General features: G+C 61.2%; 19 protein-coding genes. 8 read left to right on the top strand and 11 right to left on the bottom strand.

Features of this window, described 5'->3' with window-relative positions:
* Positions 1–19 precede the first annotated feature (19 nt).
* The 4 genes from NA645_RS00500 to pobA all read right to left on the bottom strand — a co-directional run bounded on the left by NA645_RS00500 (position 20) and on the right by pobA (position 3,700).
* The gene (locus NA645_RS00500) at positions 20–877 is read right to left on the bottom strand and encodes a shikimate dehydrogenase (protein ID WP_256047007.1); all 858 of its coding nucleotides are present in this window, start codon (positions 875–877) and stop codon (positions 20–22) included.
* Positions 874–1,320, bottom strand: a complete 447-nt coding sequence (gene aroQ / locus NA645_RS00495; protein WP_256047005.1) for a type II 3-dehydroquinate dehydratase — start codon at positions 1,318–1,320, stop codon at positions 874–876. The genes NA645_RS00500 and aroQ overlap by 4 nt, the downstream gene beginning before the upstream one ends.
* Before the next feature lie 223 nt (positions 1,321–1,543).
* Positions 1,544–2,434 carry a helix-turn-helix domain-containing protein gene (locus NA645_RS00490; RefSeq protein ID WP_256047004.1) on the bottom strand — a complete coding sequence of 297 codons (891 nt, stop codon included), beginning with the start codon at positions 2,432–2,434 and terminating at the stop codon, positions 1,544–1,546.
* Positions 2,435–2,515: 81 nt separating this feature from the next.
* A complete protein-coding gene (gene pobA / locus NA645_RS00485) occupies positions 2,516–3,700 on the bottom strand; it encodes a 4-hydroxybenzoate 3-monooxygenase (RefSeq protein WP_256047003.1) in 1,185 nt (394 codons plus the stop codon).
* Between the two features lie 250 nt (positions 3,701–3,950).
* Here pobA and pcaQ point away from each other — a divergent pair, with 250 nt between their 5' ends.
* The 7 genes from pcaQ to pcaC all read left to right on the top strand — a co-directional run bounded on the left by pcaQ (position 3,951) and on the right by pcaC (position 10,279).
* Complete coding sequence (gene pcaQ / locus NA645_RS00480) at positions 3,951–4,859, top strand: pca operon transcription factor PcaQ (RefSeq protein WP_256047002.1); 909 nt, start codon at positions 3,951–3,953, stop codon at positions 4,857–4,859.
* Between the two features lie 117 nt (positions 4,860–4,976).
* A complete protein-coding gene (gene pcaH, locus NA645_RS00475; RefSeq protein ID WP_256047000.1) occupies positions 4,977–5,693 on the top strand; it encodes a protocatechuate 3,4-dioxygenase subunit beta in 717 nt (238 codons plus the stop codon).
* A gap of 13 nt (positions 5,694–5,706) precedes the next feature.
* Entirely contained in the window at positions 5,707–6,312 is a 606-nt protein-coding gene (pcaG, locus tag NA645_RS00470) for a protocatechuate 3,4-dioxygenase subunit alpha (protein ID WP_256046999.1), read from the top strand.
* Positions 6,302–7,411, top strand: a complete 1,110-nt coding sequence (gene zapE / locus NA645_RS00465) for a cell division protein ZapE (protein WP_256046997.1) — start codon at positions 6,302–6,304, stop codon at positions 7,409–7,411. Before pcaG ends, zapE begins: the two co-directional genes overlap by 11 nt.
* On the top strand, positions 7,412–8,341 hold the full coding sequence (locus NA645_RS00460; protein WP_256046995.1) for an AEC family transporter: 930 nt from the start codon (positions 7,412–7,414) through the stop codon (positions 8,339–8,341).
* A 98-nt stretch (positions 8,342–8,439) separates the two neighbouring features.
* Positions 8,440–9,795, top strand: a complete 1,356-nt coding sequence (locus NA645_RS00455; protein ID WP_256046993.1) for a 3-carboxy-cis,cis-muconate cycloisomerase — start codon at positions 8,440–8,442, stop codon at positions 9,793–9,795.
* 73 nt (positions 9,796–9,868) lie between these two features.
* Positions 9,869–10,279, top strand: a complete 411-nt coding sequence (gene pcaC / locus NA645_RS00450; protein WP_256046991.1) for a 4-carboxymuconolactone decarboxylase — start codon at positions 9,869–9,871, stop codon at positions 10,277–10,279.
* A gap of 284 nt (positions 10,280–10,563) precedes the next feature.
* Here pcaC and NA645_RS00445 read toward each other — a convergent pair whose 3' ends face one another.
* The 7 genes from NA645_RS00445 to NA645_RS00415 all read right to left on the bottom strand — a co-directional run bounded on the left by NA645_RS00445 (position 10,564) and on the right by NA645_RS00415 (position 18,322).
* Complete coding sequence (locus NA645_RS00445) at positions 10,564–11,820, bottom strand: OprD family porin (RefSeq protein ID WP_256046990.1); 1,257 nt, start codon at positions 11,818–11,820, stop codon at positions 10,564–10,566.
* Positions 11,821–11,934: 114 nt separating this feature from the next.
* Positions 11,935–13,257 (bottom strand): TRAP transporter large permease, encoded by a 1,323-nt coding sequence (locus NA645_RS00440; RefSeq protein ID WP_256046989.1) that lies wholly within the window; start codon positions 13,255–13,257, stop codon positions 11,935–11,937.
* Positions 13,254–13,781 (bottom strand): TRAP transporter small permease, encoded by a 528-nt coding sequence (locus NA645_RS00435; RefSeq protein WP_256046988.1) that lies wholly within the window; start codon positions 13,779–13,781, stop codon positions 13,254–13,256. The genes NA645_RS00440 and NA645_RS00435 overlap by 4 nt, the downstream gene beginning before the upstream one ends.
* A gap of 47 nt (positions 13,782–13,828) precedes the next feature.
* Entirely contained in the window at positions 13,829–14,890 is a 1,062-nt protein-coding gene (locus NA645_RS00430; RefSeq protein ID WP_256046986.1) for a TRAP transporter substrate-binding protein, read from the bottom strand.
* 310 nt (positions 14,891–15,200) lie between these two features.
* Positions 15,201–16,040: a bifunctional allantoicase/(S)-ureidoglycine aminohydrolase gene (locus tag NA645_RS00425; protein WP_131650231.1), complete on the bottom strand. Its 840-nt coding sequence runs from the start codon at positions 16,038–16,040 to the stop codon at positions 15,201–15,203.
* A gap of 275 nt (positions 16,041–16,315) precedes the next feature.
* On the bottom strand, positions 16,316–17,209 hold the full coding sequence (locus tag NA645_RS00420; protein WP_256046985.1) for an MBL fold metallo-hydrolase: 894 nt from the start codon (positions 17,207–17,209) through the stop codon (positions 16,316–16,318).
* 135 nt (positions 17,210–17,344) lie between these two features.
* Positions 17,345–18,322 (bottom strand): GlxA family transcriptional regulator, encoded by a 978-nt coding sequence (locus tag NA645_RS00415; RefSeq protein ID WP_256046984.1) that lies wholly within the window; start codon positions 18,320–18,322, stop codon positions 17,345–17,347.
* A 106-nt stretch (positions 18,323–18,428) separates the two neighbouring features.
* Here NA645_RS00415 and NA645_RS00410 point away from each other — a divergent pair, with 106 nt between their 5' ends.
* A complete protein-coding gene (locus tag NA645_RS00410) occupies positions 18,429–18,977 on the top strand; it encodes a cysteine hydrolase family protein (RefSeq protein ID WP_256046983.1) in 549 nt (182 codons plus the stop codon).
* The last annotated feature ends 37 nt before the right edge of the window (positions 18,978–19,014 follow it).

Raw genomic sequence — 19,014 nt, 5'->3', positions numbered from 1 at the left:
TGGTTGCCCCTCAGGGGGTTCAAACAAAGCTCGCGAAGTGCTCCAGCATGCGGTCGGCATTCGCCTGTCTACCGCTGAAGAGTTCAAAGGCTTTTACCGCTTGGAATACGGCCATGACGCTGCCATCCAGCGTCCTGCAACCGAGCGCACGGGCATCGCGTAGGAGCTGGGTTTCGAGCGGGAAGTAAACGATTTCCGAAACCCAGAGCGACGGCCTCAACAACTCGGCAGGTACCGGCGTGCCGGGCAGCTTGGTCATGCCCATGGGTGTGGTATTGACCAGTCCATCCGCATGCGCCATCGCTGACGGCAGATCCTCGCCGACAATGGCGCGGCCCCTGCCGAAGTGGCGCGAAAGATTATCCACCAACGCCTGAGCACGCGCCGGGTCGACTTCGAACAGTGTCAGTTGCTCGACCCCTTGGGTTAGCAAGGCATGCGCCACGGCAGCTCCGGCGCCGCCTGCACCCATTTGCACCACACGTTGGCGAGCGGCGTCTGGCAAGCCACGGCGGAACCCTTCACCGAAGCCAAGTGCGTCGGTGTTGTGGCCGACCCGCTGGCCGCCATGAAGCACCACCGTGTTCACCGCGCCAATGCTTGCCGCTTCCTCTGAGAGTTCATCGAGCAGCGGGATGATTGCCTGCTTGCACGGATAAGTAATGTTCAATCCCGTGTAACCCAAGCGTTGGGCTGCGTCGAGCAGGTTTGGCAACGCGGAGAGATCGAGTCCCAGCACATCGAGGTCAATGAGACGGTACAGGTAACGAAGGCCCTGAGCGTCGCCTTCATGCTCGTGCAGGGCAGGGGAGCGAGAGGCCTGAATGCCCGAGCCGATCAGCCCGGCCAGTATGCTGTTTGCAGCGGCACTGCTCATGGTTCCGCCCTTAGCAGCTGAGCGAAGTGTTCGAGACCAAGTCGATAACCATTGCTGCCCAGACCACAGATGACGCCGACCGCGATGGGTGAAACGTATGAGTGATGGCGAAAGGCTTCACGCTTGTGGACGTTGGACAGATGCACTTCGATGACGGGCAGCTCGACGGCGGCAAGCGCATCACGGATCGCCACCGAGGTGTGGGTCCAGGCGGCTGGGTTGATCAGGATGCCAGCGCACGTCTCTCGAGCCTGATGGATGCGCTCGATCAATTCGCCTTCATGGTTGGTCTGAAAGAAGTCAACTTCCAGGCCATGACTTGCAGCCGTTTCGTGGCAGAGCTGAGCGATATCATCGAGCGTTTCATGACCATAGGTCGCCGGTTCGCGTGTGCCAAGCAGGTTCAGATTGGGTCCGTTCAGGACGAGAATGATTGTTGTCATTGGAGTCACCCTCAAAATGTACTATCTAGTTAATACGTAGAAAAGCGCGCTCGTCCACCGCGACGTAGGTCGAATTCTTCGAAAATTGAAAACACCGGGCGATTATCGGCTAAGGATATTGAAGCGGAGTGGGTGGGTAGGACGCTGGCTTTAACAGCGGTTGCTAAGAGATGCGGCCTTGATCATGCGAGAGCCAATGGCTGCAGCGCGACGACGACCGCCGTCAATATCGATCAGAGTTTGCTTTGCCAGTGTCGGATCGAAACGCTGTAGGTGACACGCCCGTTAGGCGCTTGAAGAATCGAGAAAAATAGGCTGGCTCGGAGAAGCCGAGCCCTTCGGCGATCTGTTTGGCGCTGAGGGCGGTATAGATCAGTTGCCGCTTGGCTTCGAGCAGCAGGCGCTGATGCACCGCTTCCTGCGCGGTGCAGCCGGTGAATCGACGTGTCAGGTTGTTGAGGTGCGCCGGCGTGATACCGACACGGTGGGCATACTGCTCGATGGATAGCTGCTCACGAAAGTGGGATTCGACCAGTGCGGAAAATGCCAGCAAATGGTCTTGCCCGGGCAAAGGCCGCTCCTGTTGCTGACGATCATGTGCCTGCCGTCGTAGCCAGGCGCTGATCAGGCCGATCAGCGAGTGCAGTTGCAGCTCGCGAGCGGGTGCTGGATGAAGGTAGTCGTGATTGATCGCTTCGAAGAGCGCATCGAGATAGTGCAGATCGTTCCCGATGGGGTAGAGGCCTGCGGCACCAAGAATCGGCTGCGGTGCACCGAGCTGCGCTTCTAGCTGGCTGGCCAGCGGTGCAGCCAACGTAATGACGTACCCCGTGACCTGTTCCGAAAAGTGGAAGCCATGGATGCATAGCGGCGGCACTACCTGAATCGCCGCCTGCTCCAGGCGTGTTTGCACGCCTTCGATCTCGATCACCGCCCAGCCGCTACGTACATACAACAGTTGCACCAGGTCGCCATGCCGGTGGGGTTTGATTTCCCAGTCATGCAGGCGACTGCGCTCGGGAATGGATTCGCAATGCAGTAGATCCGGCGTGGTCCACTCCAGTCGATCACCGTAGAGCTTGAACACCGGAACGTTCGCGGGGCGGGCTGCCATCGCATGGCCTCTGCGCAAAAGCGGTAACGCTAACACCGCGTGCGGACACTGCCCAGCGAGCCGGCAACCGAATAGGTTGCGCTACTCAATCGGCTCATAAGGCAACCCTACGTAGTTTTCCGCAATAGTGGTCCGCCCGGCAATGGTGCTGGTGTAGTAGTCCAGCTCGCTCTGTTGGACGCGTCGGCTGAAGCCGTCGGTGTCGGGGAAACGATGCAGGAGAGAAGTCATCCACCAGGAAAAACGCTCGGCTTTCCACACGCGTCGCAGGCAGATTGGTGAGTAACGGTCGACAAGGTCGCGCCGGTCTTCCTTGAACACCTTGCTGAGGATGCGGTACAGCGTGCTGACATCGCTAGCCGCCAGATTCAACCCTTTGGCGCCAGTGGGCGGGACGATGTGGGCGGCGTCACCGACCAGAAACAGCCGACCGTATTGCATGGGTTCGGTCACGAAACTTCGCAGTGGGGCGATGCTCTTCTCCAGCGACGGACCAGTCACCAGCTGCGTGGCGACGTCTTCCGGCAGACGGCGTTTGAGTTCGTCCCAAAAACGCTCGTCCGACCAGTCTTCTACCTTTTCATCCAGACCTACCTGAACGTAATAGCGCGAGCGGGTATTGGAGCGCATGCTGCACAGCGCAAAGCCTCGCTCGTGATTCGCATAGATCAGCTCGCCATGGACCGGTGGCGTATCGCTCAGCAGCCCCAACCAGCCGAAGGGGTAGACCCGCTCGAAAATCTCCAGGGACTGCTCGGGAATGGTCTTGCGCGACACGCCGTGAAACCCGTCGCATCCGGCAATGTAGTCGCAATCCAGGCGCAACTGCTCGCCTTCATGAATAAAGGTGACGTAGGGCGCCTCGGACTTCAGCTCATGCAGCTGCACGTCGCTCGATTCGTAGAACGCCGGCGCACCGCTGTCGCGCCGCGCTTGCATCAGATCACGGGTGACTTCGGTCTGGCCATAAACCATGACCGTGTCACCGCCCGTCAGGGCTTTCAGGTCGATCCGTTCGCGGCGTCCGGCGAAGGCCAGCTCGACGCCGTCGTGGACGATGCCCTCGCGGTCCATGCGCTCGGCTACTCCGGCCTCACGCATCAGATCGACCAGTCCCTGCTCGAGCACGCCGGCACGGATGCGGCCCAGCACATAAGCCGCGCTCTGGCGTTCGATGATCACGTTGGGGATCCCGGCCTTGTGCAGAAGCTGGCCAAGTAGCAGGCCGGACGGGCCTGCGCCGATGATGGCAACGCTGGTTTTCATTGTGGGCCTCTCGTTTGTTGTTCGCGACGTGTTGCGCGTGTTGGTTCGAGATGACCGACATTCTTGTCGCCCCAGGCGGCCAAGTTAATGGCGCTACCCGGATTTAACTTGGACTTTTATAAACTGCGTGCGGTAATCGGCCAGGTTCCTGCTGGCGCGAAATCCTCTCCTGATTTGGTTATGGTGCTGACGGCGACTTCATGGACAATGCATTGGCTCGTCTCCGACAACGCAACCCAGGGTCGCTCGCGTGAATCTCGACAGTCGTATCAAGTACCGTCACCTGCTGTGCTTCATCGAAGTTGCTCGCCAAGGCAGCCTGGTGCGTGCGGCTGAGGCGATGTCGGTCAGCCAGCCGGCGATCTCCAAGACGCTCAAGGAGCTCGAGGAATTGCTGGACGCCAGCTTGTTCGATCGAGGCAAGCAGGGCGTGACCCTGACCGCCGCAGGGCAGGCGTTTCTGCGCTACGCAGGCCCGAGCGTGCAGGCGCTACGCGAAGGCGTTCGCAGCCTGCGTGCCGGTGAGCACGAGGCTGGCGTGGTGCGTCTGGGGGCGCTGTCGACGGTGGAAAGTTCGCTGTTGCCGGACGTGGTGCGTCGGCTACATGCCCAGCATGCGGCACTGGTGGTTAGCGTGGTCTCGGGCCCCAGTGCCTATCTGCTGGGTCAGCTGCGCGGTGGCGAGCTGGATCTGGTGGTGGGGCGCATGACCGACGCCCCCCAGATCGAAGGGCTGAGTTTCGAACACCTGTATAGCGAATCCATGACCCTGGTAGTTCGTCCCGGCCATGCATTGCTGGAGGGTGGTCCTAATCGCTTGCGGGAGTTTCCGCTGGTGCTGCCGCAAAGCGGTACGACCATTCGCCGCCATGCCGACAGCTTGTTCATTCAGCTAGGCATCAGCCCGCCGCCTCGGCGCCTGGAGACGCTATCGGTGGCGCTGAGCCGGCATTATGTCCGGGTCAGTGATGCGGTCTGGGTCGCGCCGCTGGATGCTGTGCGTGAGGATCTCGCCACTGGCGAGTTGAGCGAAGTGGTTTTGGAAAACAAGGAGCCGGGCGGCTCGGTCGGCATCTGCACCAATCCAACCTTGCCGGCGAGCCTGGCCATGCAGTGGTGTTGCGAAGCACTGCGAGAATCGGCAGCGAAGTATCGCTGATTCATAACCGTACGGTTATGGATATGGCCGGACTTTTCAATTCTGCCCTGTGGCGCTTTGTCGCATACTCGGGCTGCCTGATCAGGCGCCATTCCAATTCCAATAAAGGAGCTCGCCATGTCCGAACTGGACACCAGCCTGTTCGTCGCGCGCGACCGTACCCGGCACCCTAAAGCGCTGACGCCTGACTATAAAACCTCGGTTGCTCGGTCTCCGCAGCAGGCGTTGATCACCCTTGCGCCTTCCATTTCCGAAACCACCGGCCCGGACTTCTCACACCTGAAATTCGGCCCGCATGACAACGATCTGCTGCTGAACTTCAACAACGGTGGCCTGCCCATCGGCGAGCGCATCGTTGTCTCCGGCCGGGTCATGGACCAGTACGGCAAGCCGATCCCGCATACGCTGGTGGAAATCTGGCAAGCCAATGCCGGTGGGCGCTACCGTCACAAGAACGACCGCTACATCGCGCCGCTGGACCCGAACTTCGGTGGTGTTGGCCGCGCCCTGACCGATAGCGAAGGCAACTATGTGTTCCGTACCATCAAGCCCGGACCCTATCCATGGCGCAACGGTCCCAATGAGTGGCGCCCGGCGCATATCCACGTGTCCATCAGCGGCCCGTCGATCGCGACTCGCCTGATTACGCAGCTGTACTTCGAAGGTGATCCGTTGATCCCGTTGTGCCCGATTGCCAAAACCATCAGTAACGAGGCCGTGCAGAGCCTGATCGCCAAGCTGGACATGGGCATGGCCAATCCCATGGATTGTCTGGCCTACCGTTTCGATATCGTGCTGCGCGGTCAGCGCAAGACCCATTTCCCGAACCACTGAGAAGGAGACGACGATGCCTGTAACACTTCTGCCGGAAACCCCTTCTCAAACCGCCGGGCCCTACGTGCACATCGGGCTGGCGCTTGCCGCGGCTGGCAACCCGGCTCGCGAGCTGGAAATCTGGAACGAGCTGGCAAAGCCGGAGGCGCCGGGCGAGCATATCCTGCTGATCGGCCAGGTTTTCGACGGCATGGGCCACTTGGTGCGCGACTCGTTCCTTGAGTTCTGGCAGGCCGATCATGCCGGCATGTATCACTGCCGATTCGATCCGGAGCAGTCCTTCAACAGTTTTGGCCGTACCGCCACGACCTTCGATGCGGGTGACTGGACGCTGAAAACCGTCAAGCCAGGGGCCGTAAAGAACCGCACGGGCGAACTCATGGCGCCGCACGTCAACGTGTCGCTGTTCGCACGGGGTATCAATATCCATCTGCACACGCGTATCTATTTCGACGACGAAGCCGAAGCCAACGGCAACGATCCGGTGTTGAACTCCATCGAATGGGCACAGCGTCGCGAAACCCTGATCGCCCGGCGCTGCGAAGTGGACGGCCAATCGGCGTATCGCTTCGACATCCGTCTGCAGGGGGAGGGGGAGACCGTATTCTTTGACTTCTGACGTGCTTCAGGGGGCGCGTAAGCAGCCCGGTGAACCTGTCGCGCGACAGGTTGAGCAGGCCTTCGAGGCGCTGCTTGCCTCGCGTGGATATCGCGCCGATCCTGCGCAAAAAGCCGCCATCGAGCTTCTTGCCCGGTGGCTGGATGGTTGGCTGCGTGGCCGGCGAGGTTGGTTGCGTGCGTCAAAATCCGGCGTCTATCTGTGGGGTGGCGTCGGGCGCGGCAAGAGTTTCGTAATGGATGCCTTCTATGCTGCGGCGCCGGTCGAGGCCAAGCGCCGCGTGCATTTCCACGCCTTCCTCCAATACATCCTGGAGCGCCTAAAGCAGATCACAGGGCGGCCGGATCCGCTGGCGCTGATTGCCAGGGAAATCGCAGCGGACACCCGGCTGCTGTGCTTCGACGAATTTCACGTGCATGACATCGGCGACGCGATGCTGCTGGGGCGGCTACTGCAGCATCTGGTCGAGCAAGGGATCGGGATTGTTGCCACGTCGAACTACCCGCCTCGGGCGCTGTGTCCGAATCCGCTTTACCGGGACCGCTTCAAGCCGGCAATCGAACTGATCGAGCACCGCTTCGAGATCTACAACCTGGACGGTGGCCAGGATTACCGGCAACGCGCCGAGAGCGGCTACGTATGGGGCGAGTTTGCCCGGGTCGCGGCAGAGGCCCAAGCTGGCTGGGTTGAGCGTCGATTACAACTGCCTGCGTCAGCCGAGCGTGATGTACGGGGCGAACTGAATCATCGGCCGTTGTGTCTGCAAGCTCGGCATCAGGCAACCGCCTGGCTGGCATTTGACGAGCTGTGCCGGCTGCCACGCTCCAGTGCCGATTTTGTCTGGCTGAGCCGCACGTTCGAACGGCTGGCGGTCACCGGTGTGCCGCTACTTGATGAGCAGGGCATCGATGTCCAGCAGCGCTTTCTCAACCTGATCGACATCCTCTATGACAGCGGTGTCGAATTGTTGCTGGCCGCCGAGGCGAACCCGCAGGCGTTGCTAAGCGCTGGCGCCCACGTCGACTTCGCCCGTACGCGCAGCCGGCTGCAGCAGCTTCGGGTAATCGAAACAGAAGGCTCAGGCGGGGTGCATTGCTAGATGCTGGCGATTCTGGGTATCACCGCCCCCATCTTCATTCTGATCGCCATCGGCTTCGTTGCCTGCCGCGCTGGGATGATCAGTCGGGATCAGGCCGCTGGCATGGGGCGCTTCGTCATTACCTTTGCGCTTCCAGCGCTGGTGATCCGTGCGTTACTGGAGAGCCCGTTGGCCGAGGTGATGGACTGGAGTTACATGCTTGCCTATGGCCTGGGATCCCTGCTGGTGTTCGGTCTGGGCTACGGCTTTGCACGTCTGGTACGCAAGGACAGCCTGAGCGGCAGCGCGTTGGTGGGTATGGGAATGTCGGTTTCCAACAGCGGCTTCGTCGGTTACCCCATCGTCGTAATGGCTGTTGGCGCCCCGGCTGGTGTGGCGCTGGCACTGGGAATGATCATCGAGAATCTAGTGATGATTCCACTGGCGCTGACCCTTGCCGAACTTGGACGGCAGAGCGGAGGCGGGGTCTGGAAAGCGCTCCGCGGCACCGTGCGCAATCTCGTCCGACATCCAGTGCTGATCGCAATCACCGTGGCATTGCTGATGGCGGTTCTGGATATTCAACCGCCGCCCGTGGCCATGCGGGTCATCGACATGCTGGCCACCGCTTCCGCCCCAGTGGCGCTGTTCGTCATTGGTGCCAGCCTAAGCGGGATGAAGGCGGGCGGGTTGGTGATGGATGTGGGCCAGTTGGCGATCGGCAAGCTGATCCTGCATCCGCTCATGGTGCTGCTGTGTTTCACCCTGCTGCCGATTTCCGATCCGGTATTGGCATCGGCTGGAGTGCTGATGGCCGCAGCGCCGATGATGAGTATCTACCCCATCCTTGGCGCCCGTTATGGGTTCGAAGGGCGCTGCTCGGCTGCGCTGGTGGTGGCGACCGTGCTGTCGTTCCTTAGCGTAAGCGTCTTTATCTGGGCGGTGGGCTGATGGCGGGGCTCTCTATCAGGTGAATTGGCGTACCACTATCACAGCGGGACACAGCGCAGAAACGCCTCATTTTGTTGGTTAGCACAGGAGCACATGTATTGAACCGGGGCACCCACCAACTCTTCGACGCCTACTTCACGAGTGGGAAGATGCGCCAAGTGTTTTCCGACGACGGCCGGCTACAGGGCATGCTGGATTTCGAAGCGGCGCTGGCCCGTGCAGAAGCACGGTGTGGTGTGATTCCGCCGTCAGCGGTCGCGCCTATCGAAGCCGCATGCAACGCCGAGTTCTATGACCCGGTAGCGCTGGCGCAGGCCATCGTCACGGCGGGCAACTCCGCCATTCCGCTGGCTAAGGCGTTAGGCAAACGCGTCGTTGAGCAGGATGCCGAGGCGGAAAAGTATGTGCATCTGGGCGCGACCAGCCAGGACGCCATGGACACCGGTCTGGTGCTGCAGCTGCGCCAGGCCATCGCTTTGCTGGAGGGCGATCTTGCAAGCCTCGGTGACAGCCTAGCCCTGCAGGCCGAGCGTCATGTCGATACGCCCATGGCCGGGCGCACCTGGCTGCAGCATGCGACGCCAGTGACGCTGGGCATGAAGATCGCCGGCTGGCTCGGTGCGATCAATCGTCACCGCCAACGGCTGCAGGAGATCAAATCGCGTCTGCTCTGCCTGCAGTTTGGCGGCGCTTCCGGTTCCCTAGCGGCGCTCGGTGAGCAGGCCTGGCCGGTCAGCCAGGCACTGGCTGAGGAATTGAAGCTAAGCCTGCCCGATCAACCCTGGCACACCCAGCGTGACCGCCTGGTGGAGTTCGCTGGCCTGCTGGGAATGATCGCTGGCAGCCTGGGCAAGCTCGGGCGCGACCTGTCGCTGCTGATGCAGACCGATGTCGGCGAAGTCTTCGAACCCTCGGCACCAGGCAAGGGCGGATCATCCACCATGCCGCACAAGCGCAACCCCGTCGGCAGCGCCGTGATGATCAGCGCGGCCGTTCGCGCGCCCGGACTGGTCGCCACGCTGCTGAGCGCCATGCCGCATGAGCATGAGCGCAGCCTCGGGCTGTGGCACGCGGAATGGGAAACCCTGCCCGAGCTCTGCTGCCTGGTTTCCGGTTCGCTACAGCAGGCGCTGCTCGCTATCGCGGGATTGGAGGTCGATGCCGAGCGCATGGCCAGCAATCTCGAACAGACGCGCGGTCTCGTATTGGCGGAGGCGGTGAGCATCGCCCTTGCGCAACGGATCGGGCGTGAATCGGCCCATCATTTGGTCGAGGGGTGCTGCAAACGGGCCGTTGCCGACGGACGACACCTGCGCGGCGTGCTCGGCGAAACCGCGGAGGTGCGCCAACAGCTGAACGATGCCGAGCTGGATCGCCTGCTCGATCCGTCGTTCTACCTGGGCCAGGCACGACGCTGGGTCGAGCGTGCGGTGGCTGAGCATCGAAGCCTTTAACGCAGTGGCCTGCTGTGCGTCACGACAACGTGCAGTCGGCCGAACATGAACCTTACCGATCGGGGTCAACGCAGTGGACGAGAAAGAACGATACGAAGCGGGCATGCAGGTACGCCGCGCGGTACTGGGCGATGCACACGTAGACCGCAGCCTGCAGCACATAACACCGTTCAACGAAGAGTTTCAGGAGATGATCACTCGGCATGCCTGGGGTGACATCTGGACCCGCCCCGGTCTGCCACGGCATACGCGTAGCCTGATCACCATCGCGATGCTAATCGGCATGAACCGCGAGGGTGAGCTGAAGCTGCATCTGCGCGCTGCGAAGAACAACGGCGTGACGCGCGACGAGATCAAGGAAGTGTTGCTGCAGAGCGCAATCTACTGCGGCATCCCCGCCGCCAATGCCACCTTTCACCTCGCCGAAGAGGTGTTTGACGAGATGGGGGTGGAGTCGCTGGAGCAGCCGCAAGGCGCTCTCTGACCGCTTTTTCTCAGTTCTCTCCTTCCGTGAGAGGGCTAATCGTTCGTCGCTGTTCTGCGTGGCGCTCCGCTGCCCGCCTTCCATCCTTGACGGTACGCTCCAAGGCTGCACTCGGCGCGCCCTCGGCCCGGATCGCATTGTGGGTAGTGTGTCCATTTGCACGTGGTCATCAGCCAACGTAACCGGCGTGCCTAACACCCGACGAAAAAAGGCCCGTCGATGACGGGCCGAAGCAATCACGCGCAGGAGAGGCGCGTACTACGGGAGCAAAACGGGTACGGCGATTACAGGATCGACAGCGGGTAGTTGAAGATCAGGCGGTTCTCGTCGAGGTCGCGAGTGTTGGCCTCGGAGCGGAAGCTCGAGTTGCGCCACTTGATGTTGAGACTTTTCGCCGGACCGCTCTGGATGGTGTAGGCCAGCTCGGTTTCGCGACCCCATTCCTTTCCGTCGTCACTGCCGGCTACGTCAATGTTGTCGCCGCTGATGTATCGGTTCATCAGGGTCAGGCCGGGAATGCCCATGGCGGCGAAGTTGTAGTCGTGGCGCAGCTGCCAGGAGCGTTCGTCGGCATTGTCATAGCTGTTGTTGAAGCTGTCGTTTGCCAGTGTGCCGCCGCTGGTACCGTTGACGCGCATCCAGGTATCGCCGCTGACCTTCTGCAGACCGACGTAGAAGGTGTTGCCGCCAGTCTTCAGGCCGAACAGGCCGGAGTAGGTCTTGTTGTCCAGCTCGCCGGCGCGGGCGCTGCCGTCTTCCTCGCCCTGGAAATAGCCGAGGTTGGCCGTCAAAGCTAGGTCGTCGCCCAGTGGCTGGGTGTGCAGCAGTTGCACGTACTGCTGTTCATATACGTCCTTCAACTCGGCCGTCCACAAGCCGACGGTGGTGCGCTTGTCGTTAAAGGTGTATTCGCCGCCGATGAAGTTGAAACGATCGGAGACGCCACCGGCGAAGCTCATGTCTTCCATGCTGGCGTCGTCACGCGGGCTGTTCTGGCGGAACTGGCCGCCGTAGAGCGTCAGGCCGTCGATTTCCTTGGCAGTGATCATGCCACCCTCGAAGGTCTGGGGCAGCGAGCGGCCATCGTCCGATCGCAGGATCGGCAGCACCGGCATCATCTCGCCGACCTTCAGTTCGGTGTTGGAGATTTTCGCTTTGGCGGCGACGCCAAAGCGGCCGTAGTCGTCGGCCGGGCGGCCATCGCTGTGGCGCGGCAGCAATGCGGTGCCGTAGGTGCCGCGGCCGCCGTCGAGCTTGACCGCCAGACCGGCGAGCACATCGACGCCAAAACCGACCGGGCCAGGCGTGTAGCCAGACTGGATGTTGAGGATGAAGCTCTGGGTCCATTCCTCGGCCTTGGTGCGGTCGACGCTGTCATCGCGGAACTCACGACCGATGTAGAAGTTGCGCGCGTTCACCGTGATCGTGGTGTCTTCGACGAATCCTTCGGCGCTGGCGCTCAGTGGAGCAAGGGCGGCGATGGTCGCGGCGAGCAGGGTGGGTGCGAGGATGCGGCTTGCTTGGGTGGTGTGGTGTTTCATTGTTGTTGTTTTCCTTTTTCAAGGTTGAGGGCTCCCCTCCGCCGTTGCGGATGTTCGAAAGCGAGGGGGAGTGAAGCAGCCGCCGCCGGCGGCAATTCGATTAGCCGGTCGGGGTCATGTCAGCCACCGCACCAGGCAGAGGGTGATGGAGGGGAACAGCACCAGAATCACCACGCGAACTATGTCGGAAATGAGGAAGGGCACCACGCCGCGAAAGGCGTCGCGCAGGGTCACGTCGCGGGCCATGCTGCTGATCACATAGACGTTCATCCCCACCGGCGGGGTGATCATGCCGATTTCCACCACCATCAGCGCGAGAATGCCGAACCAGATGGCCTTCTCGGTCTGGTCCAGGCCGTAGAAGTCCAGGCCCATGATCAGCGGGAAGAAGATCGGAATGGTCAGCAGGATCATCGACATGGTGTCCATCACACAGCCGAGGATCAGGTACAGGATCAGGATCCCGGCGAGCACCACGAAGGGGCCGACACCGCTGTTGGTGATGGCCTCGGCCAATGCCACCGGCAGCTGAGAGACAGCGAGAAAGGAGTTCATGACGTCGGCGCCGAGCAGGATCATGAAGATCATTCCTGTCGTCACCGCCGTGCCGTAGAGCACTTCCTTGAACCCTGCCCAACGCATGCCGCCCAGCACCACGGCGAAGAATCCGGTGCCCACGGTGCCGATTGCTGCGGCCTCGGTTGGTGTGAACCAGCCGCTATAGATGCCACCGAGAACCAGCAGGAATATAAGCAGCACCGGCCATACGCCTTTCTGCGCGGCCAGCCGCTGACGCCAGCTCATGCGCGGCTGCGCCGGGCCTGCGTCGGGGTTCATGCGTACGTAGATGGCGATCGCGATCATGTAGCCGACTGCCGCCAGCACGCCGGGAATGAACGCGGCCATGAACAACGACGAGATGTTTTCCTGGGCCAGGATGGCGTAGATCACCAGCACCACTGAAGGCGGAATGAGAATGCCCAGGGTGCCGCCAGCGGCCAGGCTGCCGACCGCGAGCGAGCCGGAGTAGTTGTACTTCTTGAGTTCGGGCAGGGCGACCTGGCCCATGGTAGCTGCGGTGGCGATGGATGATCCGCAGACCGCGCCGAAGGCGGCGCAAGAGCCTATCGCTGACATCGCCAGGCCGCCGCGCCAGTGGCCGATCATCGCCGCCGCGGAGCGGAACAGGCCCGCCGCCAAGCCGCCGCGAGAGGCAAACTGACCCATCAGTAGAAAGAGGGGAATCACCGAAAGGTCATAGACAGTGAACCGTGCATAGGCGACGGTCTTGATGTAGCTCAGTAATGGCGACCAGCCACTGATGGACACGTAGCCGCCGATGCCGGTCAGCAGCATGGCGATGGCGATCGGGATACGCACCACCAGCAATACCAGAAGGATGGCGAGGAATAATCCGCCGATTTCAACACTGCTCATGCGGGTTTACCCTCACCACGAAAATCCTGCCAGGCGGTATACAGCGACACCAGCGCCAGCAATGCGAAACCAGGAGCGAAGGCGGTCATCGACCACCAGATCGGCAATCCCATGATGATCGACTCCTCGCCGGTGCCGTAGGCATCGACAGTGCCGATGACCGAACGCCATGCCAGCAGGGCGGCGGCCATTGCCATCAGCACCCCGCCGAGGGTGTCCAGTGTGCGACGTACCCGTTCGGAAGCATGCAGAGTGAAGACGTCGACAATGACGTTGCCCCGATGCAGCTGGCACAGCGGCAGAAAGAAAACGATGGCGATGCCGCAGCCCATCTGCACCAGCTCGACGTCGCCAAGCAGCGGCTCGTCGAACACGGCGCGCATGGCGATGCTGTATGTCGCCATCAGCGTCATCGCCACCAGCAGCAGGCCGCCGATGAAGGCGAGCAGACGCGAAAGGGCATTGAGCAGGCGGCCGACCGCATCTACAGGCGCGACGGCAACCTGAACTACAGGTTCACTCATTTGATTCTCCGGGGCGGTACCGTCACTGGCAGTACCGCCTGCTTCGTTCAGCGGGGCAGCTGAGCGTTGTAGTGCTCGATCAATTGGCGGGCGTCTTCGAGCAGCGCTTCGCCGTTCTCGTAACCTTTGTCCTCGACTTCCTCAATCCAGCCCTCACTGACGCGGCTGGTGGCCTTCATCCACTTTGCCTGCTCCTCGGGAGTCAGTACGTAGATCTCGTTGCCGCGGGACTCGGCGAGATTGTGGCCGGTCTCGACGACCTGGTTATCCCAGATGCGGCCCGCCTCGCGAGAAAGCGCGCGGCCGCTGTTATCGTCGATGACCTTCTTCAGGTCGTCCGGCAGGTTTTCATAGGTGTTCTTGTTCATCGCCACCACCAATGCGGTGTGCATCAGCGCCGGCATGCCGGGGGCGGTTTCGGTGTGGTACTTCACCAACTCATGCAGCTTGAGCGCCGGGACTACGTCCCAAGGCAGCACGGCACCATCGACCACGCCTTTGGAGAGAGCTTCGGGCACCTGCGGCACCGGCATTGCCACCGGCGTGGCGCCGAGCAGGGAAATGGTTTTGGTCGCGGTACGGTTGGCCGCGCGCAGCTTGAGGCCGCGGAAGTCCGCCATTTTCTTGATCGGCTTGTCGGTGGTATGCACCAGCGCGCCATCGGTCAGATGGGTCGCCAGCAAATGCATATCGGCGAATTCCTTCTGCCCATGCTTCTCGAGAAAGTCCCACATGGCCTGGCTGCTGGCCTCGGAGGAACGGCTCATGAAGGGCAATTCGAAAGCCGCGGTCAGTGGAAAGCGACCGCTGGTGTAGCCGGGCAGCGTCCAAACGATATCGGCGACGCCGTCACGGACCTGATCGACCAATTGCGGAGGCGTGCCGCCGAGCTGCATCGAAGGATAGAACTGAAACTGGATGCGGCCGTTGGATTCCTGGGTGATCTTCTCGGTCCAGGGCTTGAGGAAGTCCGCCTGCGTTACCGAGTGGGCCGGAAGAAAGTGAGCCAGCTTGAGAGTGACCACCGGCTCGTCGGCCTGAGCAGGAGCGTGCAAGGCGAGGGAGCCGAGCGCAAACAAGGAGAGCAGCGCCTTGGGGAGCTTGAGCATCGCGTAGTCCTTTTATTCATTGTTGTTATGTGCGATCTGCGCGACTCACGGCAGGGACGGTTTCGCCCAGCGGGTCCGTAGATCGTGTCGCGGTTGAATCCTGATAGCTCCCGTCCGGCTATTCAATTGGACAATCCGCTTAGTGTGCGATTATCGAACGGCATCCGTTCCGTTGGCTCTGGGTTGGGCGATTATCGGACAGTCGCGAGCGCAGCCCATTGTCCAGTCGTAGCGCATGCCCAAGTGAACGAACCGCAGAAATGAAAACGCCCTCCTGGCCGAGAGGCGAGGAGGGCGTTCGATGTGAGAATCAGGCCCGGTGGTTGTATTTGCCCAGGTCCATGTGACGGTTCACATCCTTGTACAGCAGGTAGCGGAACTTGCCGGGGCCGCCGGAGTAGCAGGCCTGCGGGCAGAAGGCGCGTAGCCACATGTAGTCGCCGGCTTCCACTTCGACCCAGTCCTGGTTCAGGCGATAGACGGCCTTGCCTTCCAGTACGTACAGGCCGTGCTCCATCACGTGGGTTTCGGCGAACGGGATCACCGCGCCCGGCTCGAAGGTCACGATGTTCACGTGCATGTCATGGCGCATATCGCTCATGTCGACGAAGCGAGTAGTGACCCACTTGCCATCGGTGCCCGGCATCGCGATCGGCTCGACGTCCTGCTCGTTGGTGACGAACGCTTCCGGATATGGCAGCCCTTCGACGGCCTGGTAGTACTTGCGTACCCAGTGGAAGCGCGCAGGGGCGCCGCTGTTGTTGCGCAGGCTCCATTTAGCCGCCGGCGGGATAAAGGCGTAGCCGCCCGGACGCATGACGTGCTGGGTGCCTTCGAGGGTCAGGGTGAACTCGCCATCGACCACAAAGAGTACGCCTTCGGCGTTCGGATCCTGCTCGGGCTTTTCGCTGCCACCGCCGTCGGCCAGTTCAACGATGTACTGGGAGAAGGTCTCGGCGAAGCCGGACAGCGGGCGGGCGAGCACCCACATGCGCATGTTGTCCCAGAAGGGCAAATGGCTGGTGACGATGTCGCGCATCACGCCCTTCGGAATGACAGCGTAGGCCTCCGTGAACATCGCGCGATCGGTCAGCAACTCAGTCTGAGCTGGGTGCCCGCCAGTGGGGGCGTAGTACCTTGTGTTTGCCATATGACTCCCTCTTGTTGGTGATGCCTGCGGTCGAGATGGCCGCAGGCTGGGTGCGGAGCTATGTGCTCAATTGTACACATGCTGACAAATAAATCTCCAGAAATTGTATACAATCATTGATCGTTTCAGACCTGAGCTACATTCTTGAGCATGATGGAGTCGGTGCAAAGCCCCGTTTCACTGGATCATCCGCCAGCCGCCCGCTCGACTGCAACGGCGTTAGAAGCCCTGGCTAGGGCAGGTGGGCCGCCCTGATAAGGCGGCCCCAAGCCAGCTTAGAACTTCAGTGTTGCCCCATCCTCGGGAATCTCGACGCGTTCCTGAATGCCTTTCTCCTGAACGTAGCCTTTCAACTCTTTACGGCTCAGCCTCATATGGTTGATGGCATCCATGTGCGTCGCCACCACGGTTGCGTCCGGCACCGCCTGGGCGGCCCGCAGCACATCTTCCTTGCCCATGATGATGGCGCCGTTATAGCCAGTCACCTGCGCATAACCCGCGTTCAGCACTATGACTTCCGGCTCGTATTGGGTTAGCGCCTGGTCGACCTCGTCGCGCCAGATGGTATCGCCTGCCAGATAGAGCGTTTTGTGCTCTGGCGCTTCGAAGACGACACCAATCGCAACGCCGAGGGACTCCGCGAGCTCAGGTGTAGCGAACATCGTGTCGGTACCGTGCTGGCCGCCGGTCCTGCTTAGCGTGACGCCACCGAACTCCGCCTGGTCCTTCAAGATCCGGACATCGCGAAAGCCCTGCCCACGGATGATCTCGGCATCGGATTCGTTCTGTACGAACAGCGGGAGATTCTTGGGCAACATCTGCTGCGCGACGTCATCCCAATGGTCCAGGTGCGTATGCGTGACGATCACCGCATCGACGCCAGCGAGGACCTCTTCGGCCGGCATCGGCAGCTCGACCAGCGGGTTGCGGAGTTCGCTGCGGTAAGTGCCCTCGAAGCCTGGGTAAGTGCCCTTCTTCGCGAGCATTGGATCAATCAGAAAGGTCGTATCGGCGTAGGTGATTTTCAGCGTAGCGCTGCGAATCTGCTGCAGCTGCACCTGCTCGGCAGGTGTGGCCGATGTGTCTGCTGTTTGTGCCGAGGCGAATGCGCTGGTGAAGGCGAGGCTGACGGCCAAAGCCAGTGAACTGCTGATTTTTGCAAAGTGCATGGAGTGTCTCCTGAGTTTCGTTTCGAAGGAGTGCATTGTGGGAGCAGAGGGAAAGAAGCAATAGCGGCCCGAAAGACAATCATGGATAAAAACGGGCCATTCTTTGACGGGGCAGCGTATTTGCGCCAACCCTGTCTAGGGAACCGAGCTGAAACGTCGTCGGTACTCGCTAGGCGTGAGCCCGACGATGCCTATAAATACCTTGCGGAACGCGCCGGGGTCTCCATAGCCGACCTCCCAGGCGATCCGTTCGATGGGCAGCTGGCTTGCCTGTAGCATCTCCCTAGCGCGGCCCACGCGCAGGCGCTGGCAGTATTCGGTGGTGGTCATGCCGGTCGCTTTTTGAAAGCGGCGCAGAAAGGTGCGAACTTCCATGCCGGCACGTTGCGCCAGATCAGCCAGGACGATCTGCCGGGCGCCTGTTTCTTGGAGCCAGTGCTGCACGGCCAGCACGGCCTGATCGCCATGAGCCAGCCGCGGGGCGAAGGCGCTGTAGTAACGTTGCTGGCGGCCGGGCGGATCAACGAGAAGCATCTGGGCGGTGTCGATCATCACCGAAGCGCCGAGGTAGCGGTCCACCAATCGCAATCCGAGATCGGTCCAGGCCATGACACCGCCGGCGGTGATGATGTCGTCGGCGTCGATGATGAGCTGGTCGATATCGAGCTGCACGCTGGGGAAGCGTTCTGCGAATTTCTCCACGTAGAGCCAATGCGTCGTGATAGTGCGGCCGGACAGCAAACCTGTTTCGCCGAGCAGGAAGGCGCCGGCACACACGGATGCGAGCGTGACTCCGTCCCGGTGCTGCGCTTGCAGCCACTCTCTGTAAGGCGCCGCTGCGCGGGCAGCAATCGGTTCTTCCAGACTGGGAGGCAGTATCAGCACGGCGGGCGTCGTGTTCGTGCCAGGAAGCGAATCCTGGACGCGCACCGGGGCTTCGCTGGGGCTTTGTTTTTGCCACTGGCTGATGCGCAAAACCGGCGTATCCGGCACCCCTCGCTCGTCGGCGATTCGTTGTGCAAACGCGAACAGGTCGGTCAGGCCCAGAACCGTCGCCAGCTGCGCACCGGGATACAGCAGCATCCCGATTTCTATAACGTCTCTATCCGGCATGTGTCGATCCAGCCCTTGAAGATGTCGATCTCGCCACTTCGCAACAAGCGCCCCGATGGCTGATGATGGTCACGCTTCCCCTTACACCATCGTCAAGGAGCCAATAATGAGCAAGCGTGCATTGGTCGTAATCGATCTGCAGAACGAATACTTGCCGACGGGCAATCTACCGCTGACCGGTATCGAGGCGGCCGTCGATAACGCAGTAAAAGTGATTGCCGACTCCCGCGCCAAGGATGTCCCGGTTATTCACATCCGTCATGAATTCGTCCACGGGGAAGTCCCGGCTTTCGTTCCGGGGACGCAAAACGTCGAGATCCAACCCGCTGTCGCCCCGCAGAATGACGAGCCTGTCATCGTCAAGAACTACCCCAACTCGTTCCGTGAAACGGAGCTCAAGCGTTTGCTCGACGAGCAGGGTGTAGAAGAGGTCGTGATCGTCGGCGCGATGAGTCATATGTGTGTCGATGCCGGCGTTCGTGCCGCAGCCGATCTGGGCTATTCGGTAACCGTGCTGCACGATGCCTGCGCGACGCTGGATCTGGAGTTCGAGGGTGTACAGGTTCCGGCCGCTCAAGTGCATGCGGCCATGATGGCTGCCCTGAAGTTCGGCTACGCCAATGTGATTTCGACGCAAGCCTATCTGACGGCCTGAGCCGTCCGTTGCATTTCCCGATCCGTGCACGATCCAC

It is taken from the genome of Stutzerimonas stutzeri (genome assembly GCF_024448955.1).
Lineage (GTDB): Bacteria > Pseudomonadota > Gammaproteobacteria > Pseudomonadales > Pseudomonadaceae > Stutzerimonas > Stutzerimonas stutzeri_AQ.
The sequence above is the reverse complement of the archived record's forward strand: the minus strand, read 5'-3'. Positions and strand labels throughout refer to the sequence as shown.